Source organism: Sphingobacterium lactis (assembly GCF_051951495.1).
GTDB classification, from domain to species: Bacteria; Bacteroidota; Bacteroidia; order Sphingobacteriales; family Sphingobacteriaceae; genus Sphingobacterium; species Sphingobacterium lactis_A.
In genome coordinates this window covers 639579-660478 of sequence record NZ_JBNHAS010000001.1, presented here as the reverse complement: position 1 = coordinate 660478, position 20900 = coordinate 639579, and the positions used below count along the sequence as shown (strand labels likewise).

19 protein-coding genes are annotated in these 20900 nt (G+C 36.4%); 7 read left to right on the top strand and 12 right to left on the bottom strand.

Annotated elements, in window-relative coordinates; translation table 11 throughout:
• Positions 1-11: 11 nt before the first annotated feature.
• Positions 12-956: an exonuclease domain-containing protein gene (locus tag ACP6L2_RS02750; protein ID WP_440507771.1), complete on the bottom strand. Its 945-nt coding sequence runs from the start codon at positions 954-956 to the stop codon at positions 12-14.
• Positions 957-1097: 141 nt separating this feature from the next.
• Between ACP6L2_RS02750 and ACP6L2_RS02745 the strand changes: the two genes are divergently transcribed.
• From ACP6L2_RS02745 to ACP6L2_RS02730, 4 genes are all read left to right on the top strand, one after another.
• Positions 1098-1466 (top strand): hypothetical protein, encoded by a 369-nt coding sequence (locus ACP6L2_RS02745; RefSeq protein ID WP_440507770.1) that lies wholly within the window; start codon positions 1098-1100, stop codon positions 1464-1466.
• 84 nt (positions 1467-1550) lie between these two features.
• Positions 1551-2360, top strand: coding sequence for an MbnP family protein (locus ACP6L2_RS02740; RefSeq protein ID WP_440507769.1), 810 nt, complete (start codon positions 1551-1553; stop codon positions 2358-2360).
• Positions 2353-3381, top strand: coding sequence for a cytochrome-c peroxidase (locus ACP6L2_RS02735; RefSeq protein WP_440507768.1), 1029 nt, complete (start codon positions 2353-2355; stop codon positions 3379-3381). The genes ACP6L2_RS02740 and ACP6L2_RS02735 overlap by 8 nt, the downstream gene beginning before the upstream one ends.
• Positions 3381-4310, top strand: a complete 930-nt coding sequence (locus ACP6L2_RS02730; protein WP_440507767.1) for a transporter — start codon at positions 3381-3383, stop codon at positions 4308-4310. The genes ACP6L2_RS02735 and ACP6L2_RS02730 overlap by 1 nt, the downstream gene beginning before the upstream one ends.
• A 71-nt stretch (positions 4311-4381) precedes the next feature.
• Here ACP6L2_RS02730 and ACP6L2_RS02725 read toward each other — a convergent pair whose 3' ends face one another.
• Complete coding sequence (locus tag ACP6L2_RS02725) at positions 4382-4780, bottom strand: SRPBCC family protein (protein WP_344672636.1); 399 nt, start codon at positions 4778-4780, stop codon at positions 4382-4384.
• 1 nt (position 4781) lies between these two features.
• Complete coding sequence (pyrE, locus tag ACP6L2_RS02720) at positions 4782-5432, bottom strand: orotate phosphoribosyltransferase (RefSeq protein WP_344672637.1); 651 nt, start codon at positions 5430-5432, stop codon at positions 4782-4784.
• Between the two features lie 22 nt (positions 5433-5454).
• Between pyrE and ACP6L2_RS02715 the strand changes: the two genes are divergently transcribed.
• Positions 5455-6039 carry an NUDIX hydrolase gene (locus ACP6L2_RS02715; RefSeq protein ID WP_440507766.1) on the top strand — a complete coding sequence of 195 codons (585 nt, stop codon included), beginning with the start codon at positions 5455-5457 and terminating at the stop codon, positions 6037-6039.
• Positions 6040-6180: 141 nt separating this feature from the next.
• Here ACP6L2_RS02715 and ACP6L2_RS02710 read toward each other — a convergent pair whose 3' ends face one another.
• Both ACP6L2_RS02710 and ACP6L2_RS02705 read right to left on the bottom strand, forming a co-directional pair.
• Positions 6181-7497 carry a Na+/H+ antiporter NhaC family protein gene (locus ACP6L2_RS02710; RefSeq protein ID WP_440507765.1) on the bottom strand — a complete coding sequence of 439 codons (1317 nt, stop codon included), beginning with the start codon at positions 7495-7497 and terminating at the stop codon, positions 6181-6183.
• A gap of 376 nt (positions 7498-7873) precedes the next feature.
• Complete coding sequence (locus ACP6L2_RS02705; RefSeq protein WP_440507764.1) at positions 7874-9325, bottom strand: alanine/glycine:cation symporter family protein; 1452 nt, start codon at positions 9323-9325, stop codon at positions 7874-7876.
• Between the two features lie 264 nt (positions 9326-9589).
• Here ACP6L2_RS02705 and ACP6L2_RS02700 point away from each other — a divergent pair, with 264 nt between their 5' ends.
• A complete protein-coding gene (locus tag ACP6L2_RS02700) occupies positions 9590-10468 on the top strand; it encodes a hypothetical protein (protein WP_440507763.1) in 879 nt (292 codons plus the stop codon).
• Between the two features lie 72 nt (positions 10469-10540).
• On the opposite strand, the gene ACP6L2_RS02695 is transcribed toward ACP6L2_RS02700, so the two are convergent.
• On the bottom strand, positions 10541-10927 hold the full coding sequence (locus tag ACP6L2_RS02695; RefSeq protein ID WP_440507762.1) for a PEGA domain-containing protein: 387 nt from the start codon (positions 10925-10927) through the stop codon (positions 10541-10543).
• A 313-nt stretch (positions 10928-11240) separates the two neighbouring features.
• Here ACP6L2_RS02695 and ACP6L2_RS02690 point away from each other — a divergent pair, with 313 nt between their 5' ends.
• Positions 11241-12866, top strand: a complete 1626-nt coding sequence (locus ACP6L2_RS02690; RefSeq protein ID WP_440507761.1) for an ABC-F family ATP-binding cassette domain-containing protein — start codon at positions 11241-11243, stop codon at positions 12864-12866.
• Positions 12867-12942: 76 nt separating this feature from the next.
• Here the strand turns inward: ACP6L2_RS02690 and ACP6L2_RS02685 are convergent, their stop codons facing one another.
• The 6 genes from ACP6L2_RS02685 to nadC form a co-directional block, all read right to left on the bottom strand.
• Positions 12943-13656, bottom strand: a complete 714-nt coding sequence (locus ACP6L2_RS02685) for an AAA family ATPase (protein WP_344672644.1) — start codon at positions 13654-13656, stop codon at positions 12943-12945.
• A gap of 92 nt (positions 13657-13748) precedes the next feature.
• Positions 13749-17408, bottom strand: coding sequence for an ABC transporter permease/M1 family aminopeptidase (locus ACP6L2_RS02680; protein ID WP_440507760.1), 3660 nt, complete (start codon positions 17406-17408; stop codon positions 13749-13751).
• A complete protein-coding gene (locus ACP6L2_RS02675; protein WP_440507759.1) occupies positions 17401-18285 on the bottom strand; it encodes an ABC transporter ATP-binding protein in 885 nt (294 codons plus the stop codon). Before ACP6L2_RS02675 ends, ACP6L2_RS02680 begins: the two co-directional genes overlap by 8 nt.
• A 205-nt stretch (positions 18286-18490) precedes the next feature.
• Positions 18491-19291, bottom strand: a complete 801-nt coding sequence (locus ACP6L2_RS02670; protein WP_440507758.1) for a M48 family metallopeptidase — start codon at positions 19289-19291, stop codon at positions 18491-18493.
• A gap of 74 nt (positions 19292-19365) precedes the next feature.
• Positions 19366-20016, bottom strand: a complete 651-nt coding sequence (gene plsY / locus ACP6L2_RS02665) for a glycerol-3-phosphate 1-O-acyltransferase PlsY (RefSeq protein WP_440507757.1) — start codon at positions 20014-20016, stop codon at positions 19366-19368.
• 13 nt (positions 20017-20029) lie between these two features.
• A complete protein-coding gene (gene nadC, locus ACP6L2_RS02660; protein ID WP_440507756.1) occupies positions 20030-20887 on the bottom strand; it encodes a carboxylating nicotinate-nucleotide diphosphorylase in 858 nt (285 codons plus the stop codon).
• Positions 20888-20900 lie beyond the last annotated feature (13 nt).

Below are 20900 nucleotides of genomic sequence, written 5' to 3'. Positions count from 1 at the left end.
ATGTATTGGTTCTATTTCTTAAACTTATCTTTTAATCCTTTCAACATGTCGTCGGTAATAGCCTTTCCCGGAACCTCTTTTTTATACGGTCTAGCTTCTTCACGACTAACTCTAGGTTGAGCTGACTGCTCTTGTTGTCTGGTTTCACGTTTCTTGTTGCGATGGTCATTCCAAAGATTTTCCAACACTTTCTTCGTATATAATGGAAAATCACCATTCTGCATCCAGGCATAGTAACTCGGCTCTACATCAAAAACCTCCACTACTTTCCTTCCCTTATGTTTCCCGAAATTAATGGTTGCATCACCATCATCATCATAAACTAATCGTCCTGCAAAATCAACAGGTTTACTCAAGTTGGTAAAGTTGTGCAATGCTTCTACATCGTTCACCACCGGTTTGCTAACCTGACCATGCTTATCTTCGTAATCAACCCCGTCATATTTGGTCAATTGTGCCTTTAACACCTCATAAGTAGCACGAACGTCCGCCTCAGCAGTATGTGCATTATCTAGGTTTTGATCACAGTAAAACTTGTAAGCGGCTTTAAGCGTTCTTTGTTCCATTTGGTGGAAGATGTTTTGAACATCTACAAAAGCACGCCCTTCAAGGGTGAAATCTACACCTGCGCGTAAGAATTCTTCCATAAGCATTGGGACATCAAACTTATTGGAGTTATACCCTGCAAGGTCCGAATCAGCTATAAAATCTGCAATTTGTTTCGCCTGTTGTTTAAACGTTGGAAGATCCTTCACATCTTCATCGTATATGCCATGAAACATAGAAGATTCTGCAGGGATAGGTCTTTCAGGGTTTACTTTCAAGGTAAGCGTCTCTTCAAGTCCTCCTGGAGAAACCTTCAGGATAGACAATTCAACAATTCGATCAGACGACACATTCACTCCTGTTGTTTCCAAATCGAAAAAAGCTAATGGACGCTTAAGATTCAATTCCATTTTAGTTTTTTAATTTATGTTTTTCTAAAGTCAACAAAAATACGAAATCTATCCTTGACAACCGATACCCGAGACGATTAATAAATTAATTCATTGTAAAATTTTTGATTTCAGAATTCAAGGACTACATTTGCAGAAGAAATGAAGACTTGGTTATTATATCTACTCATACCCGTGATGCTTATTCAAAGCAATGCGACCTTGATGATATGCACCTCCTTCTACTACAATCAAAATTATATAGAGAAGTACCTCTGTGTTCAGCGTCAGATGGCAAACAACAATTGTCATGGACAATGTTACTTAGCCAAAAAACTTAAGGCGCAACAAGAGCACGAACAAGAGAACTTCAAAGTTAACTTTCAGGAATGTTCATTCATTAGTCAAATGGAATTTGACTTAACTTGTCCGATCAGTACTGAAGTTCCTACAACTCCCTATAACCTCTTTAGCTCAAAATTGAACCCTAAAGACTTAATAGGTTCCCTTTTCCACCCGCCACTCGTATAAAATTTATTACCCAATCTATTGTGTCCGAATATATCATTCGGTCAGCATTCTTATTGACTAATATTTTTTTATACAACAAATAACATGAAATTTAAACTTTTTCTATGTGGCCTCGTGGCGGCTACTACTTTATTCTCTTGCCAAAAAGACGATATTACTTTCGATTCTAACAAAAAAGGACAGGTGAAACTGAAATTCGACAACATTGTTGGCGGTAAAACCTTAAAACTTAACAGTACAGAATACAGCAATAGTTTCAATGAGAAGTTCAAGATTGACTTAATGAAATACTACGTGAGCAATGTTAAGCTTACGGATGACAAAGGCCAAGTGTATGTCGTACCTAAAAAAGAGTCCTTTTTCCTTATTGACGCAGAAAAAACGGAGTCCTTATTCCCTAAGTTTGAAGCTCCAGAGGGCAATTACACGAAGTTAGAGTTTACTTTAGGTATTGACCAAGAAACAAGCAAGTCTCCGGCTGAAGAACGTACTGGTGTATTGGATATAGCTACTTCTGGTATGTATTGGAGTTGGAATTCTGGTTATATCTTCTTCAAAATGGAAGGTACTTCTGAAGCTTCAACCAATAAAGACAAGCGTTTTGCTTACCATATTGGTTTATTTGGAGGATATGATAAACCTACTAAAAACAACATCAAGGAAATCAGCATTGACTTAAGCAAAGCTGGTTCAGCAACAGTTAAACAAGGCTTTAGTTCAGACATTCACTTATTGTGTGATGTAGGCCGTGCCCTGGATGGTCCGAATAAAATTTCCATTGCTAAAAACCCTGTGGTTATGGTAAGTGGTCCTAATGAAGATATTGCCAACAATTATGCGGGCATGTTTACCCATGATCATACCCACAATCAACAGAAATTAGGTAATGAATAAAAATATTTTTTTAGTTCTTGGTATGATACTCGGCCTTATCATCGCCTGTCAAAAGGCAGATGAGTTGATAGAGGAACCCTTTAAATCCTTTATCAGGCCGAGTTATTTTCCAGAGCCTACTTATAATTTTGCCTCAAACCCCATCTCAAAAGAGGGGTTTGAGTTAGGCAAGAAGCTATTCTATGACCCCATTCTATCTCGAGATAACACCATTTCCTGTGGTAGTTGTCATATAGCACAGAATGCCTTTACGCATCATGGACATGACGTGAGCCATGGAATCGATGACAGACAAGGTACGCGCAATAGCCCGCCCCTATTTAACTTGGCTTGGAATAAATCTTTCTTTTGGGATGGTGGAGTATTCCATTTGGATCTATTTCCAGTAGCACCGATCGAAAACCCAGTTGAAATGGATGAAAAGATGGTGAATGTATTGGCTAAACTGAACAAAATTCCTTCCTACCGAGCAGATTTTAAGAAAGTTTTTGGAACGGAGGAGATCAATTCCATCAATATGTTCAAAGCCATGTCGCAATTTATGACCTTGTTGATTTCGGATAATTCCAAATACGACCAGGTTCAGCGTAAGGAGACAAGCTTTAGCGCTGAGGAGCAGAAAGGTTATGCCATTTACCAAGCAAAGTGCAGTACCTGTCATCAGGAACCGCTATTTACGGATGGTAGTTATCGAGACAATGGTCTCGGAGAAAACTCATTTGAGGATCAAGGACGTTTTGAAATATCGCAGTTGGAGGAAGATCGCTTAAAATTTAAGGTTCCTAGTTTAAGGAATTTGAAATATTCACCTCCATATATGCATGATGGTCAATTAAGAACGCTGGAAGCGGTCATAAACCATTACCGTCGTGATATACAGAACACCAAAAATTTAGACCCAATCTTAAGGAAAGATATGAAAATTGATCTTTCTGATACCGAAGTGGATCAACTTATGGCTTTCTTGAATACCTTAAACGACGAAAAATTTATTAACAACACTTTATTTCACGAATTCTAATGAAAAAATTCATCGTATTAATCTTCCTACTCGCTGGCTTCACCTATGCAAAAGCATGTGATATCTGTGGCTGTGGAGTAGGTGGATATTATATCGGACTCCTACCTGATTTCAACAAAAGATTTCTAGGCTTGCGATTCCAATTGAATAAAATCACCACCCAACTGGATATCAACGGACAAAGAACAGCATTGACAACTGACGAAACATATCGCTCTACAGAGCTATGGGGCGCTTGGAATATTAGTGATCGTTGGCGAGTATTGGCCATTATACCTTATAGCTTTAATGAAAAATACACTTCAGGAAGCGATTTGTTAAGAAAAAAAGATGGCTTAAGTGATGTTGTCGTGAATGGTTACTACCAAGTATTTAGTTCTGCAAAAAGCAATTCCAGAAACAAAATGATTGTACATTCCCTATGGGCTGGATTGGGATTAAAACTTGCCACCGGAAAATACGATGTACAGGAACAAAATAATGCGATGGCCATTTCACCGAACATCTTTCAATTGGGTACTGGTTCATTTGACTTCATTCCAAGTATCATGTATGATTTTCGTATTCAAGATTTTGGCGTAAATGCCAATGCCAGCTACAAAATCAATACGGAGAACAAAGACCAATACCGTTATGGCAATAAATTGGCTGCTAATGCTTCTGCTTATTATAAGATTGCTTTAGGAAATGAGATTCGTATTGCTCCAAATGCTGGAGTCAATTTTGAAAATCAGCAAAAGGATCACAACAATTCCTTCTTGGTAAACGAGACAGGTGGAAATATAGTAAATGCGACAGCAGGTTTAGAAGCAAATATCAAAAGGCTGTCTGTAGGGGTTTCTTTTCAGACACCAATGCATCAGAATTTGGGTCAAGGACGAGTTGATGCTGGAAATCGTCTATTAACACATGTATCTTTTTCTTTCTAAAGATATATTTATTAAGTAATGAAAAAAGCAGCCGATTGGCTGCTTTTTTTATATATCTTAAATCAAAAATACTATCCTAATACTTCTTTAAGACGGTTAACTTGGAAATCCACTAATTTTTGAAGTGGTCCAGAGGCCATCATTTTCATCATCATGTTTAATTCTGCTTCGATGATAAAGGTTGCTTTTGTTACAGTATCACTATCTGGGTCAATTTTCCAACGAAGAGTAATCGGAAAAGGAGCTTCCTCAACAGGAACACTTACCAATTCTTTATCTTCGATACGCTCACTAATTTTCAAAGCTAACTTCGCCATGTTCTTAATCGTAAAACGTGCTTCATCTTGCGTTGAAGTCCAGTTATAGATATTCTCAGGCATTAATTGCTCATGATTGTTCATGTCCGCTAAGAACTGATACACCTCACTAAGCGGTTTGTTGATTAGGGTTGAATTTTGAATTACGGTCATATTATACTAATTCTGGGTTCCAGTTTGCAGGATCTTGACGCCATTTCTCTAATAACTCAATCTCCGATTCTTTAATATAGCTGTTCGTAGCTGCTACACGAACTAAAGCTTCATAATTACACAAGCTGTGGAAGGTACATTTAGCATCTTCAAAGTTCTTACGAGCTTCGTCGAAGCCATATGTAAAGATAGATACTAAACCAACAACGTTACAGCCTGCCTCACGCAATGCTTTTACAGCAACCAAGCTGCTCTTACCAGTTGACACTAGATCTTCTACCACAACAACACGTTGTCCACTGATCACTTCACCTTCAATTAGGTTTTGACGACCATGATCTTTCGCACTGCTGCGTACATAAGAGAAAGGTAAGCCTAAATCTTGTGCCACAAGCACACCTTGAGGAATGCCTGCAGTGGCAACCCCGGAGATCATATCTACAGATCCAAACTCATCTTGAATTAATTGAGATAATTTCTGTCTAATATAGGTTCGGATAGCAGGATGAGATAAAGTTACACGGTTATCACAGTAAATTGGTGACTTCCACCCAGAGGCCCATGTAAAAGGACTTTTAGGTTGTAATTTTATTGCTTTAATTTGCAATAAGGATTCAGCAACTTTTTGTTCAACCTCATTTAAATAATTCATGGCACAAATTTATAAAATTTATATGAACCAATCTCTGTTAATTTTGGCAGATTTTGTACCTCATATTAAAGTTAATGTTCAAACTATTGGTTTACAAGACATTGATTTGGAAAAACTTTTTATCGAATCATCTAAACTCCAAGAAAAAACTGTGTACCTATACATACACGAGAATTTCCAAAAAGTTTTTAAAAATATCCTAAGTAACACCAAAATAATTAAAGCCGCCGGAGGTTTAGTAAAAAATGGCAATGGAGAATACCTTTTTATTCATCGTCTTGGTAAATGGGATCTGCCCAAAGGTAAGGTGGAAGAAGGTGAAAAAATGAAAGAAACCGCAAAACGTGAAGTAGAAGAAGAATGCGGGGTGAAAATCAACTACCTTGGAAAAAAGGTGGCTACATCTTATCATACCTACTATATGCGAGGCAGATTCATGCTTAAACAGACCAAATGGTACGATATGGGTGTCAATAAAATACCTAAACTTACGCCTCAGGTTGAAGAGGATATCGATCAGGTAGAATGGTTAAAGGCTTCAGAATTGAAAAAAGTTAAAGAAAATACTTATCCATTGATTCTGGATATTATAAAAGATTTGAAATAGTTTACAAATCAAATCTTTAAATACCCATATCACTCCAGGTTGTATCATCCAACAAATGGATAGACCTGATACTTCTGTTATAAAATCAAACAGCACAATAGGATTACTATTGTGCTGTTTGCTTCAATAAAATATAATAAGTTATGCTGTTGCCTTATTCTTTCTTAAAAGAATAACCAAGAATGTTACAATCCCCATCAAAAATGGATAATATAAATATTGCATCACATCAATTGGTGACATCAAAGGCATTTGTTTATCTGCAAGTAACATATTTGCTGCAGCCATAGCTGCTAATATCTGTGCTCCGTAAGGTACCATCCCTTGGATAAAACAGGATACGGTATCTAGAATACTAGCCACCCTACTCCCTTCTAATCCATTTTTATCCGATATATCCTTTGCAATAGGTCCAACAATAACAATAGTGATGGTATTATTAGCAATTGCCAAATTAACCAGGCTCACCAAGAAAGCTATACCTAATTCAGCTTTTCTTTTAGAGTTAATTCTTTGAGTAACCATTTGAAGCAGGTAATCTACTCCCCCATTCATACGTATAATCCCAACAACTCCACCGATAATTAAACACAACACACTTAACTCAAACATGCCTGCAAATCCATCGTTTATGGATTTTAAGATAGTCAAGAAATCAATGGATCCTGTGAATATACCTATTAGAGCAGCGACAATAATACCAATACCTAAGGTCCAAATAACATTTAAACCAACTAGGGCTAATACAAATACGAGAATGTAAGGGAATATTTTGATGAGCTCATAGTCTTCAACTTTAATTTGAACGGAACCATCCAGCATATTCCATCCCATCAGAGAGTAAATGACAAACACTAAAATAGCGACTGGAAGAACCATTTTAAAGTTAACCCGAAACTTCTCTTTCATGCCTACATGTTGCGTCCTTGTAGCAGCAATTGTCGTATCAGAGATGAAGGAAAGGTTATCGCCAAACATAGCTCCACCTATAACAGCAGCAAGGGCTATGGCCATGATCCCTTCGATATTATTTTCTAATCCTACAGCAATTGGCGCTAAAGCAACAATGGTCCCTACAGATGTACCCAAAGAAGTAGAAATGAAACAGGCCACCATAAATAATCCGGCCACTACAAACTGTGGGGGCACATAGGTAAGGGCAAAGTTAATTGTCGATGAAATAGCTCCAATATTCTTAGACAGTTCACCAAAAGCACCCGCCAGAAGGAAGATGAGCACCATAATGAGGATGTTTTCATCTCCTGCTCCCTTAGCAAAGCTCTTAATCTTGTCATTAAATGGCACCTTGGGAAATTGCAAGAAGGCCACAAAAAGGGCCATTACAAATAATACCAATACAGGTAGTGCGTAAAAGTCGCCTAAAATATAAGACCCGATAAAATAGACTACCACGAAAAATAACAGTGGTATCAAGGCCCAAAAGTTGCCTTTCTTCATAAAGCTTAGATTAATTTCACAAAAACGGTCAAAAATAAGATATTATATACAATATCTGTAAATCAGCTACAAAATGGTTCATTAATTGCCACAATGTGTTAAATACACACAGCATAAAATTGATATTCAGCATTTTATTGTTTTTTGATTACAAAAATATATGTAACTTTAATACTATCACTATTTAAAACTTAATAATAAACTAACATGAAAAGAACACCATTGACCACTTTGGTACTCTTACTTTTAGTGGCCTTTATTTTATTGTTCGCAACAACATGTTTTGGTATTCGATAAAATTAAAGGTATTGCCAAAACAAAAAAGGGACATTCTTTTACACAAGATTGTCCCTTTTTTATGTTTATACAGATTGGTTTATTCTGATTTATTCTCCCAATAATCTGCGTTTTTAATTCCAATTTCTTTAGGGTCAAAACTAGGGTCTTCAATTCCTTGCTGACGTTTTGTTTTGTAATCCTTCCATACTTTCATGGCAATCTTGCTCAATAAAAGGATGGCAATAATATTCACCCAAGCCATTAATCCGACGCCTATATCCCCTATCGCCCAAGCCTTCTCAGCCGTACGGACAGTTCCAAAATATACGGTGGATAAGAAAACAAGCTTAAATAAAAACCCAATTACTTTCTTGGCTTTCTCATTCTTTACTAAGTATGCAATATTCGTGTCTGCATAATAGAAATAGGCCATAATAGTAGTGAAGGCAAAGAAAAACAAAGCAATTGCGATAAATTCATTACCAAATCCTGGGAAGTGATGAGACACGGCTGCTTGCGTAAATCCATTATAATCTACGCCTGGTAAATTCTCTGTAATGAAGGTCGTAGGCTTTCCTGCCGCATCCACTTCTGTTACATTATACATGCCGGTAAACAAAATCATTAAGGCAGTAGCTGTACATACAAATAAGGTATCTACATAAACTGAAAAAGCTTGTACTAGTCCTTGCTGTGCTGGGTGATTTACCTCTGCCGCTGCTGCAGCGTGTGGTGCAGTACCTTGGCCAGCCTCATTGGAATAAATACCACGTTTAACACCCCAAGCAATGGCCATTCCTATAATTCCGCCAAAAGTAGCATGAAAACTAAAAGCTGAACTAAATATCAAACTAAATACCTCAGGGATTTGCTTGAAGTTCATGCCTATAATGATCAAGGTCATCAAGATATATCCTCCGGCCATAAAAGGAACCACATACTCGGCTACAGTTCCAAGACGTTTTACCCCTCCAAAGATGATCAGCACCAATAAAACGACAATACCTATCCCGGTATAATTTGTTGGAATCTCAAAAGCATTGAAAGCAGATGAAGCAATTGCATTACTTTGTACTCCAGGTAGCAATAAACCAGCACTGATGATGGTCAATATCGCAAAAAGTACAGCATACCATTTTACGCCTAATCCTTTTTCAATGTAATACGCTGGACCACCTCTAAACTCAGTGCCTTCTTGCCTTTTATACAATTGACCTAAACTCGCCTCCACAAATGCAGACGCAGAACCTAAAAAGGCAATCAACCACATCCAGAAAATAGCACCCGGACCACCATAAAAAATAGCAGTAGCCACACCTATGATATTTCCAGTACCTACTCGACCTGAAATAGCCAATGCAAAGGCCTGAAAGGATGAGATACCTTCATCGGATTTCTTCTTCGCAAATAATAAGCGAATCATATCCTTTAAATAAGTAACCTGCAAAAAACCTGTACGAATTGAAAAATATAGCCCAGTGATCAGGCATAAATAAATGAAAACCTCAGACCAGACAAGGCTTGAAAGGGTCGTAATAAAATTATCCATTAATTTGGTTTATGAAGTGATTTACCATAATCTATCCGTAAAGAAAAGACTTTTTTTATATAATACCGAATTTTTAGTTCAAGAAATCCAATCTCTTTTTGTTCAGATTCCTCGGAATATTTAAAGAATCTTCTACATTTGTCCTTAGAATAAGGATATCCTATATTCGACGATTTTAACTCGCTAACTATGCAATTATTCCGATCTTTTGTGCTACTAACTCTTAGTATAGGACTTTTTTCCTCTTGCGCTTCAGTAAAAAACTTGGAGATAAAAGATTTATTGAAACATAGTAACTGTAATCAACAGAATATTTATACCTATTCGGTTGATAGTCTACCCATCCCCTTACACGAACAATCCATTTCACCATTATTAAGGGACAAATTGAGTTTTACTAATCTTAATATGGCTAATGCTATTGGCATCTTGCAAAGTATCACCCAATTTGCAGAATTAAGAGCAAATCCTAAGCCTGATGATTTGAATTACAGGTTGAAAATATTGGAGCTGAAGCAGGAAATTGATCATCGGATTAATATGTCGTCGTTGGAGATCTCAGCAATATCCTCCGAGATGGATTGTGAAGAAGAAAGAACTAGCCAAATTGCGAATTACCTGAATGGAAGAATGAGAGAAAAGGAATCCAGATTAACAGTTAGTGCAATTGTAGTTGGAGCTTTGGGTGCTATCTTGACTGAAGGAGTCATTAAAAATGAGAAAGCCAGTTCGGCAGTTGGTATTACCACAGGTCTAGCTGAAGCTACGTTTGGTGTTTTGATGCTTTTGAATGATGAATCCATTGAATTTCATCATAAAAGAAACGCTTTAAAAGATATATGGTATGGCGCGGAGGTATCACAAAATTTTCCGGCAGCGGTTTGGTACTTCCTTAATTATAAGAGCTCAGAGAACAACATACATACTTCTTTACGCGAACAGATTGTAGAAAAATGGACCGGATTTGGTCAGATACATAAAAAATCAACAAAGGATTTATTGGATTTATATTTTGGTGAAGGTGGTCGATATAATAGTGAACAATTGGAAAATCGTGCGGATATGTACGATCAATTGGAATCCACTATTAACTTAATGAAGCAGGACTTAAAGGCCTTATCCAGCGCATTAGAAAAAATATAAAAAGCCGTATTCCAATATTGAAACCTTCAATAAAAGAACACAGCTTCTTCTAATTATCCCATTTAAATTTGTTTATAACTGAGATTGTTTTCTTTCTTCTTTTAAATTGATTTCGTAGAATTTAGGGTCATACTTCATGATCGCTCCAGTAGCAGCATCAATCACAAAACCAAACATCCCAAAAAAGTTCAATAAAGAAACATTGTTAAAGGTAAGTTCAGGATAAAACTCTTGTTTTTGATAACCTTCTTTTGACAAGGTTATCACTGGACTCTTAAATCCTCTTTTTAAATCTAAAGTTAAAGGAGTGACACCACGATCAACTCCATCTACTTCAACATTAGCACCTTCAGGAAAGGTTCTAATCTGCACAGATTGCTTTGTACCTGAGAATATCGTTCCACAGGAGCTTAAAATCAATACTTGGACGGCTAGTAAAATAATTAATGCTTTTTTCATAAAAATAATTAGTTGTACTTTAAATATTACATGTTAGGGGATAATTTTATTTTAAAACGATATTGATTTCAAAAATTATTTTGTCATTTTATCTCAAGAGATTAAAAAGATTAATAGAAATGGTATAAACGTAATTTTGACTAAAATTAAAGAGAATGGTTTAAGTCGATTTGCGATTATTTTCTTATTTATCACAAATAAATCAGCGAACTGAATTTAAACCTCAGAAAGGCGAGGAAACAAGAAGCAAAAGGCTATAAATTGGTCCTGCCCTAACGTTCACAATTTCAACAAATAACTGTATCTTTGCAGCATGATTAATGTATCGAATCTATCCCTTCGCTATGGAAAACGTGTTCTATTCGAAGATGTCAACTTAAAATTCACTCCTGGAAATTGTTATGGTATCATAGGTGCTAATGGAGCTGGAAAATCTACCTTTTTAAAGATTATTTCGGGCGAAGTAGACCAAACTACAGGTTCAGTTGCTTTTACACCAGGCGAACGCATGTCTGTATTGAAACAGAACCACTATGAGTTCGATGAATTTACAGTTATTGAAACGGTAATGATGGGTAACCAAGAACTCTACAAAGTGATGAAAGAAAAGGATGCTATCTATATGAAAGAAGACTTTTCTGATGCTGATGGTGAGCGTGCTGGAGAATTAGAGAGTTTATTTGCTGAGATGGATGGCTGGAATGCGGAAAACAATGCAGCTACCCTATTGAGTAACTTAGGTATTAAAGAAGAATTACACTATAAATTAGTTAAAGAACTAGATGGTAATGAAAAGGTCAGGGTATTATTAGCTCAGGCACTTTTCGGTAATCCAGATATCTTGATTCTGGATGAGCCTACCAACGACTTGGATATTAATACCATCGCTTGGTTAGAGGACTTCTTAGCTACTTATGAAGCAATTGTATTGGTAGTATCCCACGACCGTCACTTCCTAGATGCTGTATGTACGCATATTGTGGACATTGACTTTGGTAAGATGTCAATCTATTCAGGTAACTACAGCTTCTGGTATGAGTCTTCTCAATTAGCATTGAAACAACGTGCTGATCAGAATAAGAAAATGGAAGATAAGGTGAAAGAATTACAGGAATTTATCCGTAGGTTCTCTGCCAACGCTTCTAAATCAAAACAAGCTACTTCACGTAAGAAAGCATTAGATAAAATCAACATCGACGAGATCAAGCCTTCAAACAGAAAATACCCTGCTATCATGTTTAACTTGATGGATCGTGAGCCAGGAGATCAAATCTTAAATGTTGAAGGATTAGGCAAAACCGTTAATGGTGAAGTCTACTTCAAAGACATCAGCTTTATGATCAATAAAGGTGATAAGATTGCTGTTCTTGCAGAGAATAACTTAGTGACTACTGCATTCTATAACATCCTTGCAGGAAGAGATCAAGATTACAAAGGCGAATTCAAATGGGGTGTAACCATTACCCCTGCTGACATGCCAATTGATAACGCACAATTCTTTGAAGGTCGCACAGAAAATCTAGTAGACTGGTTGCGTGATTACACAACAAAACCAGATGCTGATGAACAATTTATCCGCGGTTTCCTTGGAAAAATGTTATTCTCCGGTGAAGAGGTATTAAAGAAATGCTCAGTTTTATCTGGAGGAGAGAAAATGCGTTGTATGTTCTCTAGAATGATGCTTCAAGGAGCAAACTTCTTAATATTTGATGAGCCGACCAACCACTTGGACTTGGAATCGATCACGGCATTAAACAATGGTATGAATGACTTCCGTGGTTCAATGTTGTTTACATCTCGTGACCACGAGTTGACACAAACCGTTGCTAACCGTATCATTGAGTTGACACCTAAGGGTATCATCGATAAGTTAATGACTTATGATGAATACATCAATTCAGAAGCTGTTCAAGCACAACGTGAAGAAATGTATAAATAAGCAAATAACTTATTACATTATAAAAGAAAAGCCTTTCATGAAATTCATGAAAGGCTTTTCTTTTATATCATTTAGATTAAGGTTTAGAACCTTGTTCTAATTGTTGAATCAATTTATATTTCACCTCCTTTAAGGCTTCATCCTTAGCCTCCGCATATGAAATGCCATATCTTCTATTGGAAGGGTGTAGTTCTGCAGGGAACCTTGCTAAAAGCGCATCGTAATAATCATCCAAAGCTTCAGTTGAAGGCATCTCATAAGACAATCTCAATTGAAAACGTCTAATTAAAGCCGAGTCGATAATATCAACGTGGTTACTAGCCGCTATTAGAACACAATCAATCGGAAAATAGTCAATTAACTGAATTAGCGTATTGACCAATCTACGCATCTCTCCTACATCATTTTCATCTTCTCCTCTTGCCTTTCCAATTTGATCAAATTCGTCTAAGAAAAGAACCGCCTTATCACGGATAGCCCGATCAAACACTTGTTTTAAATGTTGTGAAGTCTCACCAATTCGGGCATTAATAACATTACTTAAATTCAATATCACTAATGGTTTTCCCAAAGCCTGTGCAATACCTTTGGCACTGGTGGTCTTCCCACAGCCTGAACTACCATAAAGCAAAACCTTATTGGTGACAGGAAGACCATATCGATCTAAATCTTCGGCATAAAGATTCTCTTTGATTAGCTGATTGATTTGTGACCTATTCGATTCACTTAGAAATATATCTGCTAACTTAACTTGTTCCTTATCCTTAATGATTAAATCTTGTATATGCATTTCTTATGATTAGTAATTCAAAGATACATATTTATTCAATGCGTACTAAAAAGACTAAAAAAGCCTGGTAAACCAGGCTTTTTAGAATATTGCTATTTAATAGTGAACCTATTGTCATCAGAATCGGTATCAATCAACACATTGTATGGATCGATTCCCACTTCGGTAGGTCTTTCTTTTAATTTTATGATTAACGTATTGGAGATCCTATCAATTTTCAACAATTGCTTATAAATTGGATTATCTACCTGTGTTTTTTGATTTTCCTTATTTTTCTTTTCACCAAACACAGTAAATTCCACATAATCATGCAATGGTAATGAATTGACTTCCTCTTTACCAATTTTTTGGGTCAGCTTACTACCCTTTACATCCTCATAACTCTTCTCTCCCTTAGCATCTGAGCGATATTTAGACATTTGGAATTTCACCGTGAGCTCATATCCACCGCCTTTCAGTGGTTCAACTTCGGCACTGTTTATCTTATTATCATATAAGGTCACTGTTTCAAACATGTCCTTAATCAAATATTGCAAAGAATCAGGGACTTTTGTCTTCAACAGATTCACAAATTCAATGGAAGTTGTATATGGAGGGTTTTGAAATGCTGTCTGGGACAAATAGGTCTTTAAGAAATCATTAAAAGGCTTCTCACCCATAAATTGACTCATAGCATACATCACCAAGGAACCTTTGTTATAGTGAATATACGATTGATTTTCATTAAACATGAGCGGGTTTTCTCCTATTCGTTCTCCACCTCTGCTTCGTAAGTAGGAATCCAAAGATTCTTTAAGATATCGACGCATTTGTTCTTTACCATAAGTATGTTCAAGCACCTTCAATGAACTGTACTCCGCCAAAGACTCTGACATCATGGTAGCCCCTTTTACATTTGCACCTATCACTTGATGTGCCCACCATTGATGTGCAAACTCATGCGCAGTTACTGAATAAGGATAATCAACAGCATCAGGATTATCCTCATCAACCTTCGCAATAAATCCTATAGCTTCTGAGAATGGAACTGTATTAGCAAATGCCTGAGCGAAGGTTCCCATCGTTTTAGGGAATTCGATTACGCGCATCTGGTCAAATTGATATGGACCATAGTTCGCTTCATAGTAATCTAATGACTTCTTCATAGATGCCATCATCCGATCCAGATTAAACGTATGCAGTGGATAATAATAAATCTCTAGATTCTTACCTTTATAATTCTCCTTCTTCACATCATAAGCAGCAGACATAAAAGCATAGAAGTTTAGAATCGGTGCATCCATCTTATAGTGGAAATAACGTTTTCCTCCTTCATTCCACTCTTTTTGAAGATATCCCGGAGCAATAGCTATTTGATCTGTATTGGTACTTAAGACAGCATCAAAGGTTATCCAATCAGCATCTGATGATATATATGTATTACCTAATTTAGTACTATCGCGAGGATCAGCCATACGCTCTTTAGGTACAAGACCATATTTAGAGCGAATGTTATTATCAGCTATTTCTACTCCCTCTTGATAAGTCAGTGTAGGAAAGATACTGTTATTAAAGAATGTTCCATTACTCAATACAGGGTCATAATCACGAATAAAATTGTGCGCCTTGTTCTTAATCTCATAAACTGCTTGAATACTATCACCAGGAGCTAACGGCTGAGCTAATTTATACAGTCGAACATTCAACACCGAGTCTTTCAAAAGTTCTTTTGCCTCGCTCTTAAAAGAAATGGTTGTGATTAAATTATCAGCACTGTAATTCATGAAAATGCTATCTATGGCTACATTCGATTTGTTCTTATAGGTGAAGGTTCCTTTAGCTAATAGGTTCCTATTTTTAGGATCCATATCTACATTTAGCTTCACGTCTGTCAATCTCGGTGCAGTCAGTTTAGCATATTGCTTATATTTTTTCTCATAATTTACACGCTGCTCCTCATAATCTTTAGCTGAATAATATGGATTCTGAACATTAGACTCATAATAGAAAGCATAACCTAGGCCAACAAAAGCAATCAAAAACAACATCATTGGAATTGCAATTGGTGCTTTAAAGCGCTTTACAAATAACTTAAGACGTTCTTTAACTCCAGATAGAATACCTCTTCTCCAAAAAAGCAAAGTCAAGGTAAATAATACTCCAGCAAATAATAGCCAATACAATCTGTAATATAGGAATGGCCTCAAATTACCAAATCCATTTAAATCTGAATATTGGTAGCTAGGATCAGCATCTGGAATAAAAATCATTTGCTCTACTCCTATCTTAGGCAAGAAAGGAGAACCTATCACCACGAATAAACACAGGATAAATCCAATAAAATAGTTCTTGAAAAAGGAATGAACAAAAAGTGCGAATAGAATTAGATAGATATACGGTAAACTATCCAACACAAACAACTTAAAAAAATATTGTCCAAATTCGAATTGGAAATAACCTTGGTAGATCTGATATGCAACTCCATTAATAATACACACTAAAAACACCAACAGGACCAATTTATATAAAGCAATGGCTTTAGATAATAATTGTACCCAATTTGGTACTGCTGTAGCATCTTCTAAGAGATTCATATTACTTAGTCTAGCACGCTGAATAAGCATACCAGCAAATAATAGTACCATGATCATGAGGAACAAGCCATACATACTGGACATGGTATTGATCATTTGCCAAGTCATCGGATAGGTATTTGTACCATAAAGCTGGCTACTTACCGATAAACCTATTAATACAAACAGAAAAGCAAAACCCATTAATATATAAAAGGTCCAGTTTTTTATTAGAAACTTAAAATCAATATTAGAAAGTCTCCAGCTTAATTTTAAGTTTTCCCAAAAGCCATAACTGTAGCTTACTTTAGGAAGATCAATCTTGATGATGCTACCAAAATTATCTTTAACTGCTCGTTCTCCATTCTTTGAGCGTCTAAAAGTAAAAGCTGATTGGGAAAAGCTAAAGGTCTTGTAAACAAAAACCATTATAATAGCTGCTACTCCTAACCATACCAATCTATTATACAATAGAACACCCTTTATAGGCAATAAATTGGCATTACGCTCAGCAACACTCCAATACTTGGTATAATAAACAATAGGTTTAAAACCAAAAGGATCTAAAATAGCAACAAGATATTGATTGTCTACATTTCTAGTTGCCATTTCCAATAAAGACTGAAGCAACAATAAAATCAATACCGCAACAAAACCCACATAAATACTTCTAGTAAAAGTAACTAAGGCAAAGATGAGTGCTCCAAATAATAAGAAGTTTGGGAATATGGTCACCATAAACCCTTCTATATAAGCACGAAGGTTATTTGGTCCTAGAAGTTTTACATTAATACCAGGATAGAGCTGCGCCATATAGTATCCTAGGGCACATAGTAAAGCAATAAATGTTACGATGACCAAGGAACTTAAAAACTTAGCTGCTAAATAACTGGGTTTATTTAATGGATAGGAGAATAATAAAGTGTGGACATTGTACATATAATCCCTGGCCACTGATGCTCCCACTATAGTAGGCAGTAAGAAGTAAATCAATGTAGAAAAGGAATTAAAGAATCCAGCAATATTAATCGGTGCATTGATATAAACAGGTACTGAAGTTGTAGATGTCACAGAGTCAAAAGCACCTAAATTAGACAAAGAGGTTAACAGTGCAAGTCCAAAGTATATAGCACAATACACATAAAACACAGGTTGCTTCAACCAGCGTTTTATCTCAAAAAGAAAGATTGTACTAAACATGAATAGCATCCTGTTTTAAAGCCACAAAATAGACATCCTCTAAAATTGGATTAGCATAATCGAAGGATTCATCAGGTTTTTGATCGTGATAAACTCGAATATTTAAGGTATTATCTTGGTTATAATTGGAAGAGATAATATTGAATTTTGCATTCTCAGCATCAAAATCAGCTCGTTCAATTTTTTTCTTCCAGATTTTACCATCTAGTAATTGCGTGCCTTCACCCGAGGAACCACGGAATAACACTTTTCCTCCGTTCATAATCGCCAATTCATGACAAAGCTCACGAACATCATCAACAATGTGAGTAGAAAATATAACCGTATGTTGTGCCCCTATTTCCCGCAATACATTTAAGAATCGATGACGCTCAGCTGGATCAAGACCAGCAGTTGGTTCATCCACAATGATTAGTTTGGGGTTATTCAACAACATTTGGGCAATTCCAAAGCGTTGCTTCATTCCTCCTGAATAGCCGCTTACACTTTTATTTTTAAAGGCATATAGATTCGTAATTTCTAATACTTCCCTAACAATCTTTTTACGGTCCTGACTATTAGCAATTCCCTTTAAGTTAGCAAAGTAATTTAACAGATCCTCCGCTGATAATTTTGGATAAACACCAAATTCCTGTGGTAAATAACCCAATATTCTACGTAAAGCATTTTTATCCTTAAGGACATCAATATCACCGAATTGTATACTACCTGAATCTGGAGCTTGCAATGTCGCAATAGTGCGCATTAAAGATGATTTACCAGCTCCATTTGGTCCCAATAGACCAAACATACCCGGTCCTATATTAAGATTGATATCATCTAAGGCTTTTACACCGTTATCATAAGTTTTAGTGAGGTTACTAATGTTTAATTCCATAATTTATTTGTTGATTCTGTTATAATTGGTCGTCAAAAACTCTATTTCGTAACAAGAAAAATGAAAAATATTTCTCTATCGCACAAATTATTCCACAGTTAAGCTTATATGACTGCTAAATCTCTTATAATATAACATAAAAAAAACAGCATTGAATATATCAATGCTGTTTCTTAAGATTTTAATTGTTATAGAGAAAGGTATCTTATTTCTTATAATATTTCATTGCCTCAGGCACTAAAGCTTGTAATTGAGCAATACGTCTAGCATCACTAGGGTGAGTGCTTAACCATTCAGGAGGCGACCCTTGTTTTCCTGCTGACATTCTTTCCCAGAATTTAACCGCTTGACTTGGATCATATCCAGCCATAGCCATAAGAATTAAGCCTGCTTTATCTGCAGCCAATTCATCTTTTCTAGAGAAACTCAATGAACCAACTTGATAACCCACACCATATAATTGGTTAATAATACCAATGTATTTGTTATCTGTCATCGCTCCTGCCGCTCCTAATACCTGTGCACCTAATTGTGCTGCCATAGCATTAGAAACTTGTGAAACCGAATGCTCTTCAATTGCGTGAGCAATTTCATGTCCCATTACAGTAGCTAAACCTACATCGTTTTGTGCTATTGGAAGAATTCCAGTGTACACAGCAACTTTACCACCAGGCATACACCAAGCATTCACGTCATTACTCTGTACCAAATTGAACTCCCAATTGAAGTCAAACTGATCAGCTAGACCGCGTTGTTGTAAGTAACGGTTTGCTGCTGCGGCAATGTTATTACCAACACGTTTAACCTGTGTTGCAGCTGAAGTACCAGTTACGACCTTTGAACTGTTTTTGCTTAAGAAATCTTTGTATGCTAATGCAGCTTGATCATTTACTGCTTTAGGGTCTACTAACTTCAGGTATTTACGACCCGTAATCGCCGAAGTCGCACATCCTACTAATGAAACCCCAAGTAGGAACATGCTCGTATATTTAAAAATCCGTTTCATAAGTGTTGATGAATTAGTTTATCTAAATTTATCTGTTATGTTTGATATACTTAACAAAACTTGTACCCAAATGTTTATTCTTTCGATTTTTTCTTGAATAAATATATCTTGGATTCATGTCCTTTCAACAATCTTTCGATGTTTTTTTGGTGGGTAACAAGGATTAAGGCACATATGGCGATGCCATATAATAAAATGGAAGGAACGGTAGTTTTAAAAATAAAAGCGATACTGAAGGGAAAAGTAAATCCTGCCATGATGGAACTTAGGGACACATAATGTGTTACCAACAACACAATTAAAAAGACCGAAACACACATGAGGGCAGCAGGCCAATGTATGGCCAATACCATCCCAAATAATGTTGCAACGCCTTTACCTCCTCTAAAACCAGCAAAGATGGGAAACAAGTGCCCTAACACCGCAATAACACCTAGGGCTAACTGAATATTGACAAATTGTGGCGCATCATGATTGCCCACTAATGAACTATCTAATAAAAAGGGCAGATTAGTGGCTGTCCATCCTTTAAGGATATCCACAAACATCACAATTGACCCCGCTTTTTTACCTAAAACACGAAATGTATTGGTTGCTCCAGCATTTCCACTTCCATATTCTCGAACATCAACGCCATAAAATGCCTGACCAAACCACACAGCAGTGGGTATAGAACCAAATAAATATGCTAAAACTACAATCCCTACCAGGTAAATTGATATCATATTCCGTAATTTACTAAATAAGTTTAGCTTTTAGGCTCAAATCCAAACTCTTAACAGAGTGAGTTAATGCGCCAACAGAAATGAAATCTACTCCAGCTTGTGCATAATCTGCAATGCTTTCTAAGGTAATACCTCCCGAAGCTTCAGTTACCAATCGACCTGCAACCAGTTCAACAGCCTCTTTAACTTGCGAAGGAGTGAAATTATCAAACATGACTCGATCGACACGCTCTAAACTTAGAACTTCTTTCAATTCGTCAAAGTTTCTAACCTCAACTTCAATAGGAATGTCTAGATGATTTTCTTTTTTATAGGTGAATGCACCATTTACAGCTTCACTGATACCGCCAGCATAATCCACATGATTGTCTTTAATCAAAATCATATCATATAGACCGAAGCGATGGTTGACTCCTCCACCAATCTCTACGGCTCGTTTCTCTAAGAAACGTAATAAAGGTGTCGTTTTGCGAGTATCTAAAACTTTCGCGCCAGTTCCTGAAACTGCAGAAACATATTTTGCAGTTTGGGTTGCAATTCCAGACATGCGTTGCATGATGTTTAACACCAAACGCTCTCCTTTTAAGATGGTATGGATCTTTCCTCTTAGTTTAAAGGCAATATCCCCTTTTTTCACAAAGTCTCCATCTGCTAGGATTTTCTCAAATTGTAAGGTTGAATCTAGGTATTGGAATATTTCTTCAGCAACATCAATTCCGGCCAAAACACCATCATCTTTTACTAAAAGTTGTGCTTCGCCCAACTGTGCTTCTTCAATAGTAGATAATGTTGTAAAGTCCCCTGCACCCACATCTTCGATAAATGCCTCTTTTACAAATTGCAATAACTTTTCTTTAAATTCTCTCTCCATTAAGCAATATAAA

Bases quoted from the DNA above. Each gene is read 5' to 3' on its own strand.
- ACP6L2_RS02750 (WP_440507771.1), bottom strand. From the start codon at position 956: ATGGAATTGAATCTTAAGCGTCCATTAGCTTTTTTCGATTTGGAAACA.
- ACP6L2_RS02745 (WP_440507770.1), top strand. From the start codon at position 1,098: ATGAAGACTTGGTTATTATATCTACTCATACCCGTGATGCTTATTCAA.
- ACP6L2_RS02740 (WP_440507769.1), top strand. From the start codon at position 1,551: ATGAAATTTAAACTTTTTCTATGTGGCCTCGTGGCGGCTACTACTTTA.
- ACP6L2_RS02735 (WP_440507768.1), top strand. From the start codon at position 2,353: ATGAATAAAAATATTTTTTTAGTTCTTGGTATGATACTCGGCCTTATC.
- ACP6L2_RS02730 (WP_440507767.1), top strand. From the start codon at position 3,381: ATGAAAAAATTCATCGTATTAATCTTCCTACTCGCTGGCTTCACCTAT.
- ACP6L2_RS02725 (WP_344672636.1), bottom strand. From the start codon at position 4,780: ATGACCGTAATTCAAAATTCAACCCTAATCAACAAACCGCTTAGTGAG.
- pyrE (WP_344672637.1), bottom strand. From the start codon at position 5,432: ATGAATTATTTAAATGAGGTTGAACAAAAAGTTGCTGAATCCTTATTG.
- ACP6L2_RS02715 (WP_440507766.1), top strand. From the start codon at position 5,455: ATGAACCAATCTCTGTTAATTTTGGCAGATTTTGTACCTCATATTAAA.
- ACP6L2_RS02710 (WP_440507765.1), bottom strand. From the start codon at position 7,497: ATGAAGAAAGGCAACTTTTGGGCCTTGATACCACTGTTATTTTTCGTG.
- ACP6L2_RS02705 (WP_440507764.1), bottom strand. From the start codon at position 9,325: ATGGATAATTTTATTACGACCCTTTCAAGCCTTGTCTGGTCTGAGGTT.
- ACP6L2_RS02695 (WP_440507762.1), bottom strand. From the start codon at position 10,927: ATGAAAAAAGCATTAATTATTTTACTAGCCGTCCAAGTATTGATTTTA.
- ACP6L2_RS02690 (WP_440507761.1), top strand. From the start codon at position 11,241: ATGATTAATGTATCGAATCTATCCCTTCGCTATGGAAAACGTGTTCTA.
- ACP6L2_RS02685 (WP_344672644.1), bottom strand. From the start codon at position 13,656: ATGCATATACAAGATTTAATCATTAAGGATAAGGAACAAGTTAAGTTA.
- ACP6L2_RS02680 (WP_440507760.1), bottom strand. From the start codon at position 17,408: ATGTTTAGTACAATCTTTCTTTTTGAGATAAAACGCTGGTTGAAGCAA.
- ACP6L2_RS02675 (WP_440507759.1), bottom strand. From the start codon at position 18,285: ATGGAATTAAACATTAGTAACCTCACTAAAACTTATGATAACGGTGTA.
- ACP6L2_RS02670 (WP_440507758.1), bottom strand. From the start codon at position 19,291: ATGAAACGGATTTTTAAATATACGAGCATGTTCCTACTTGGGGTTTCA.
- plsY (WP_440507757.1), bottom strand. From the start codon at position 20,016: ATGATATCAATTTACCTGGTAGGGATTGTAGTTTTAGCATATTTATTT.
- nadC (WP_440507756.1), bottom strand. From the start codon at position 20,887: ATGGAGAGAGAATTTAAAGAAAAGTTATTGCAATTTGTAAAAGAGGCA.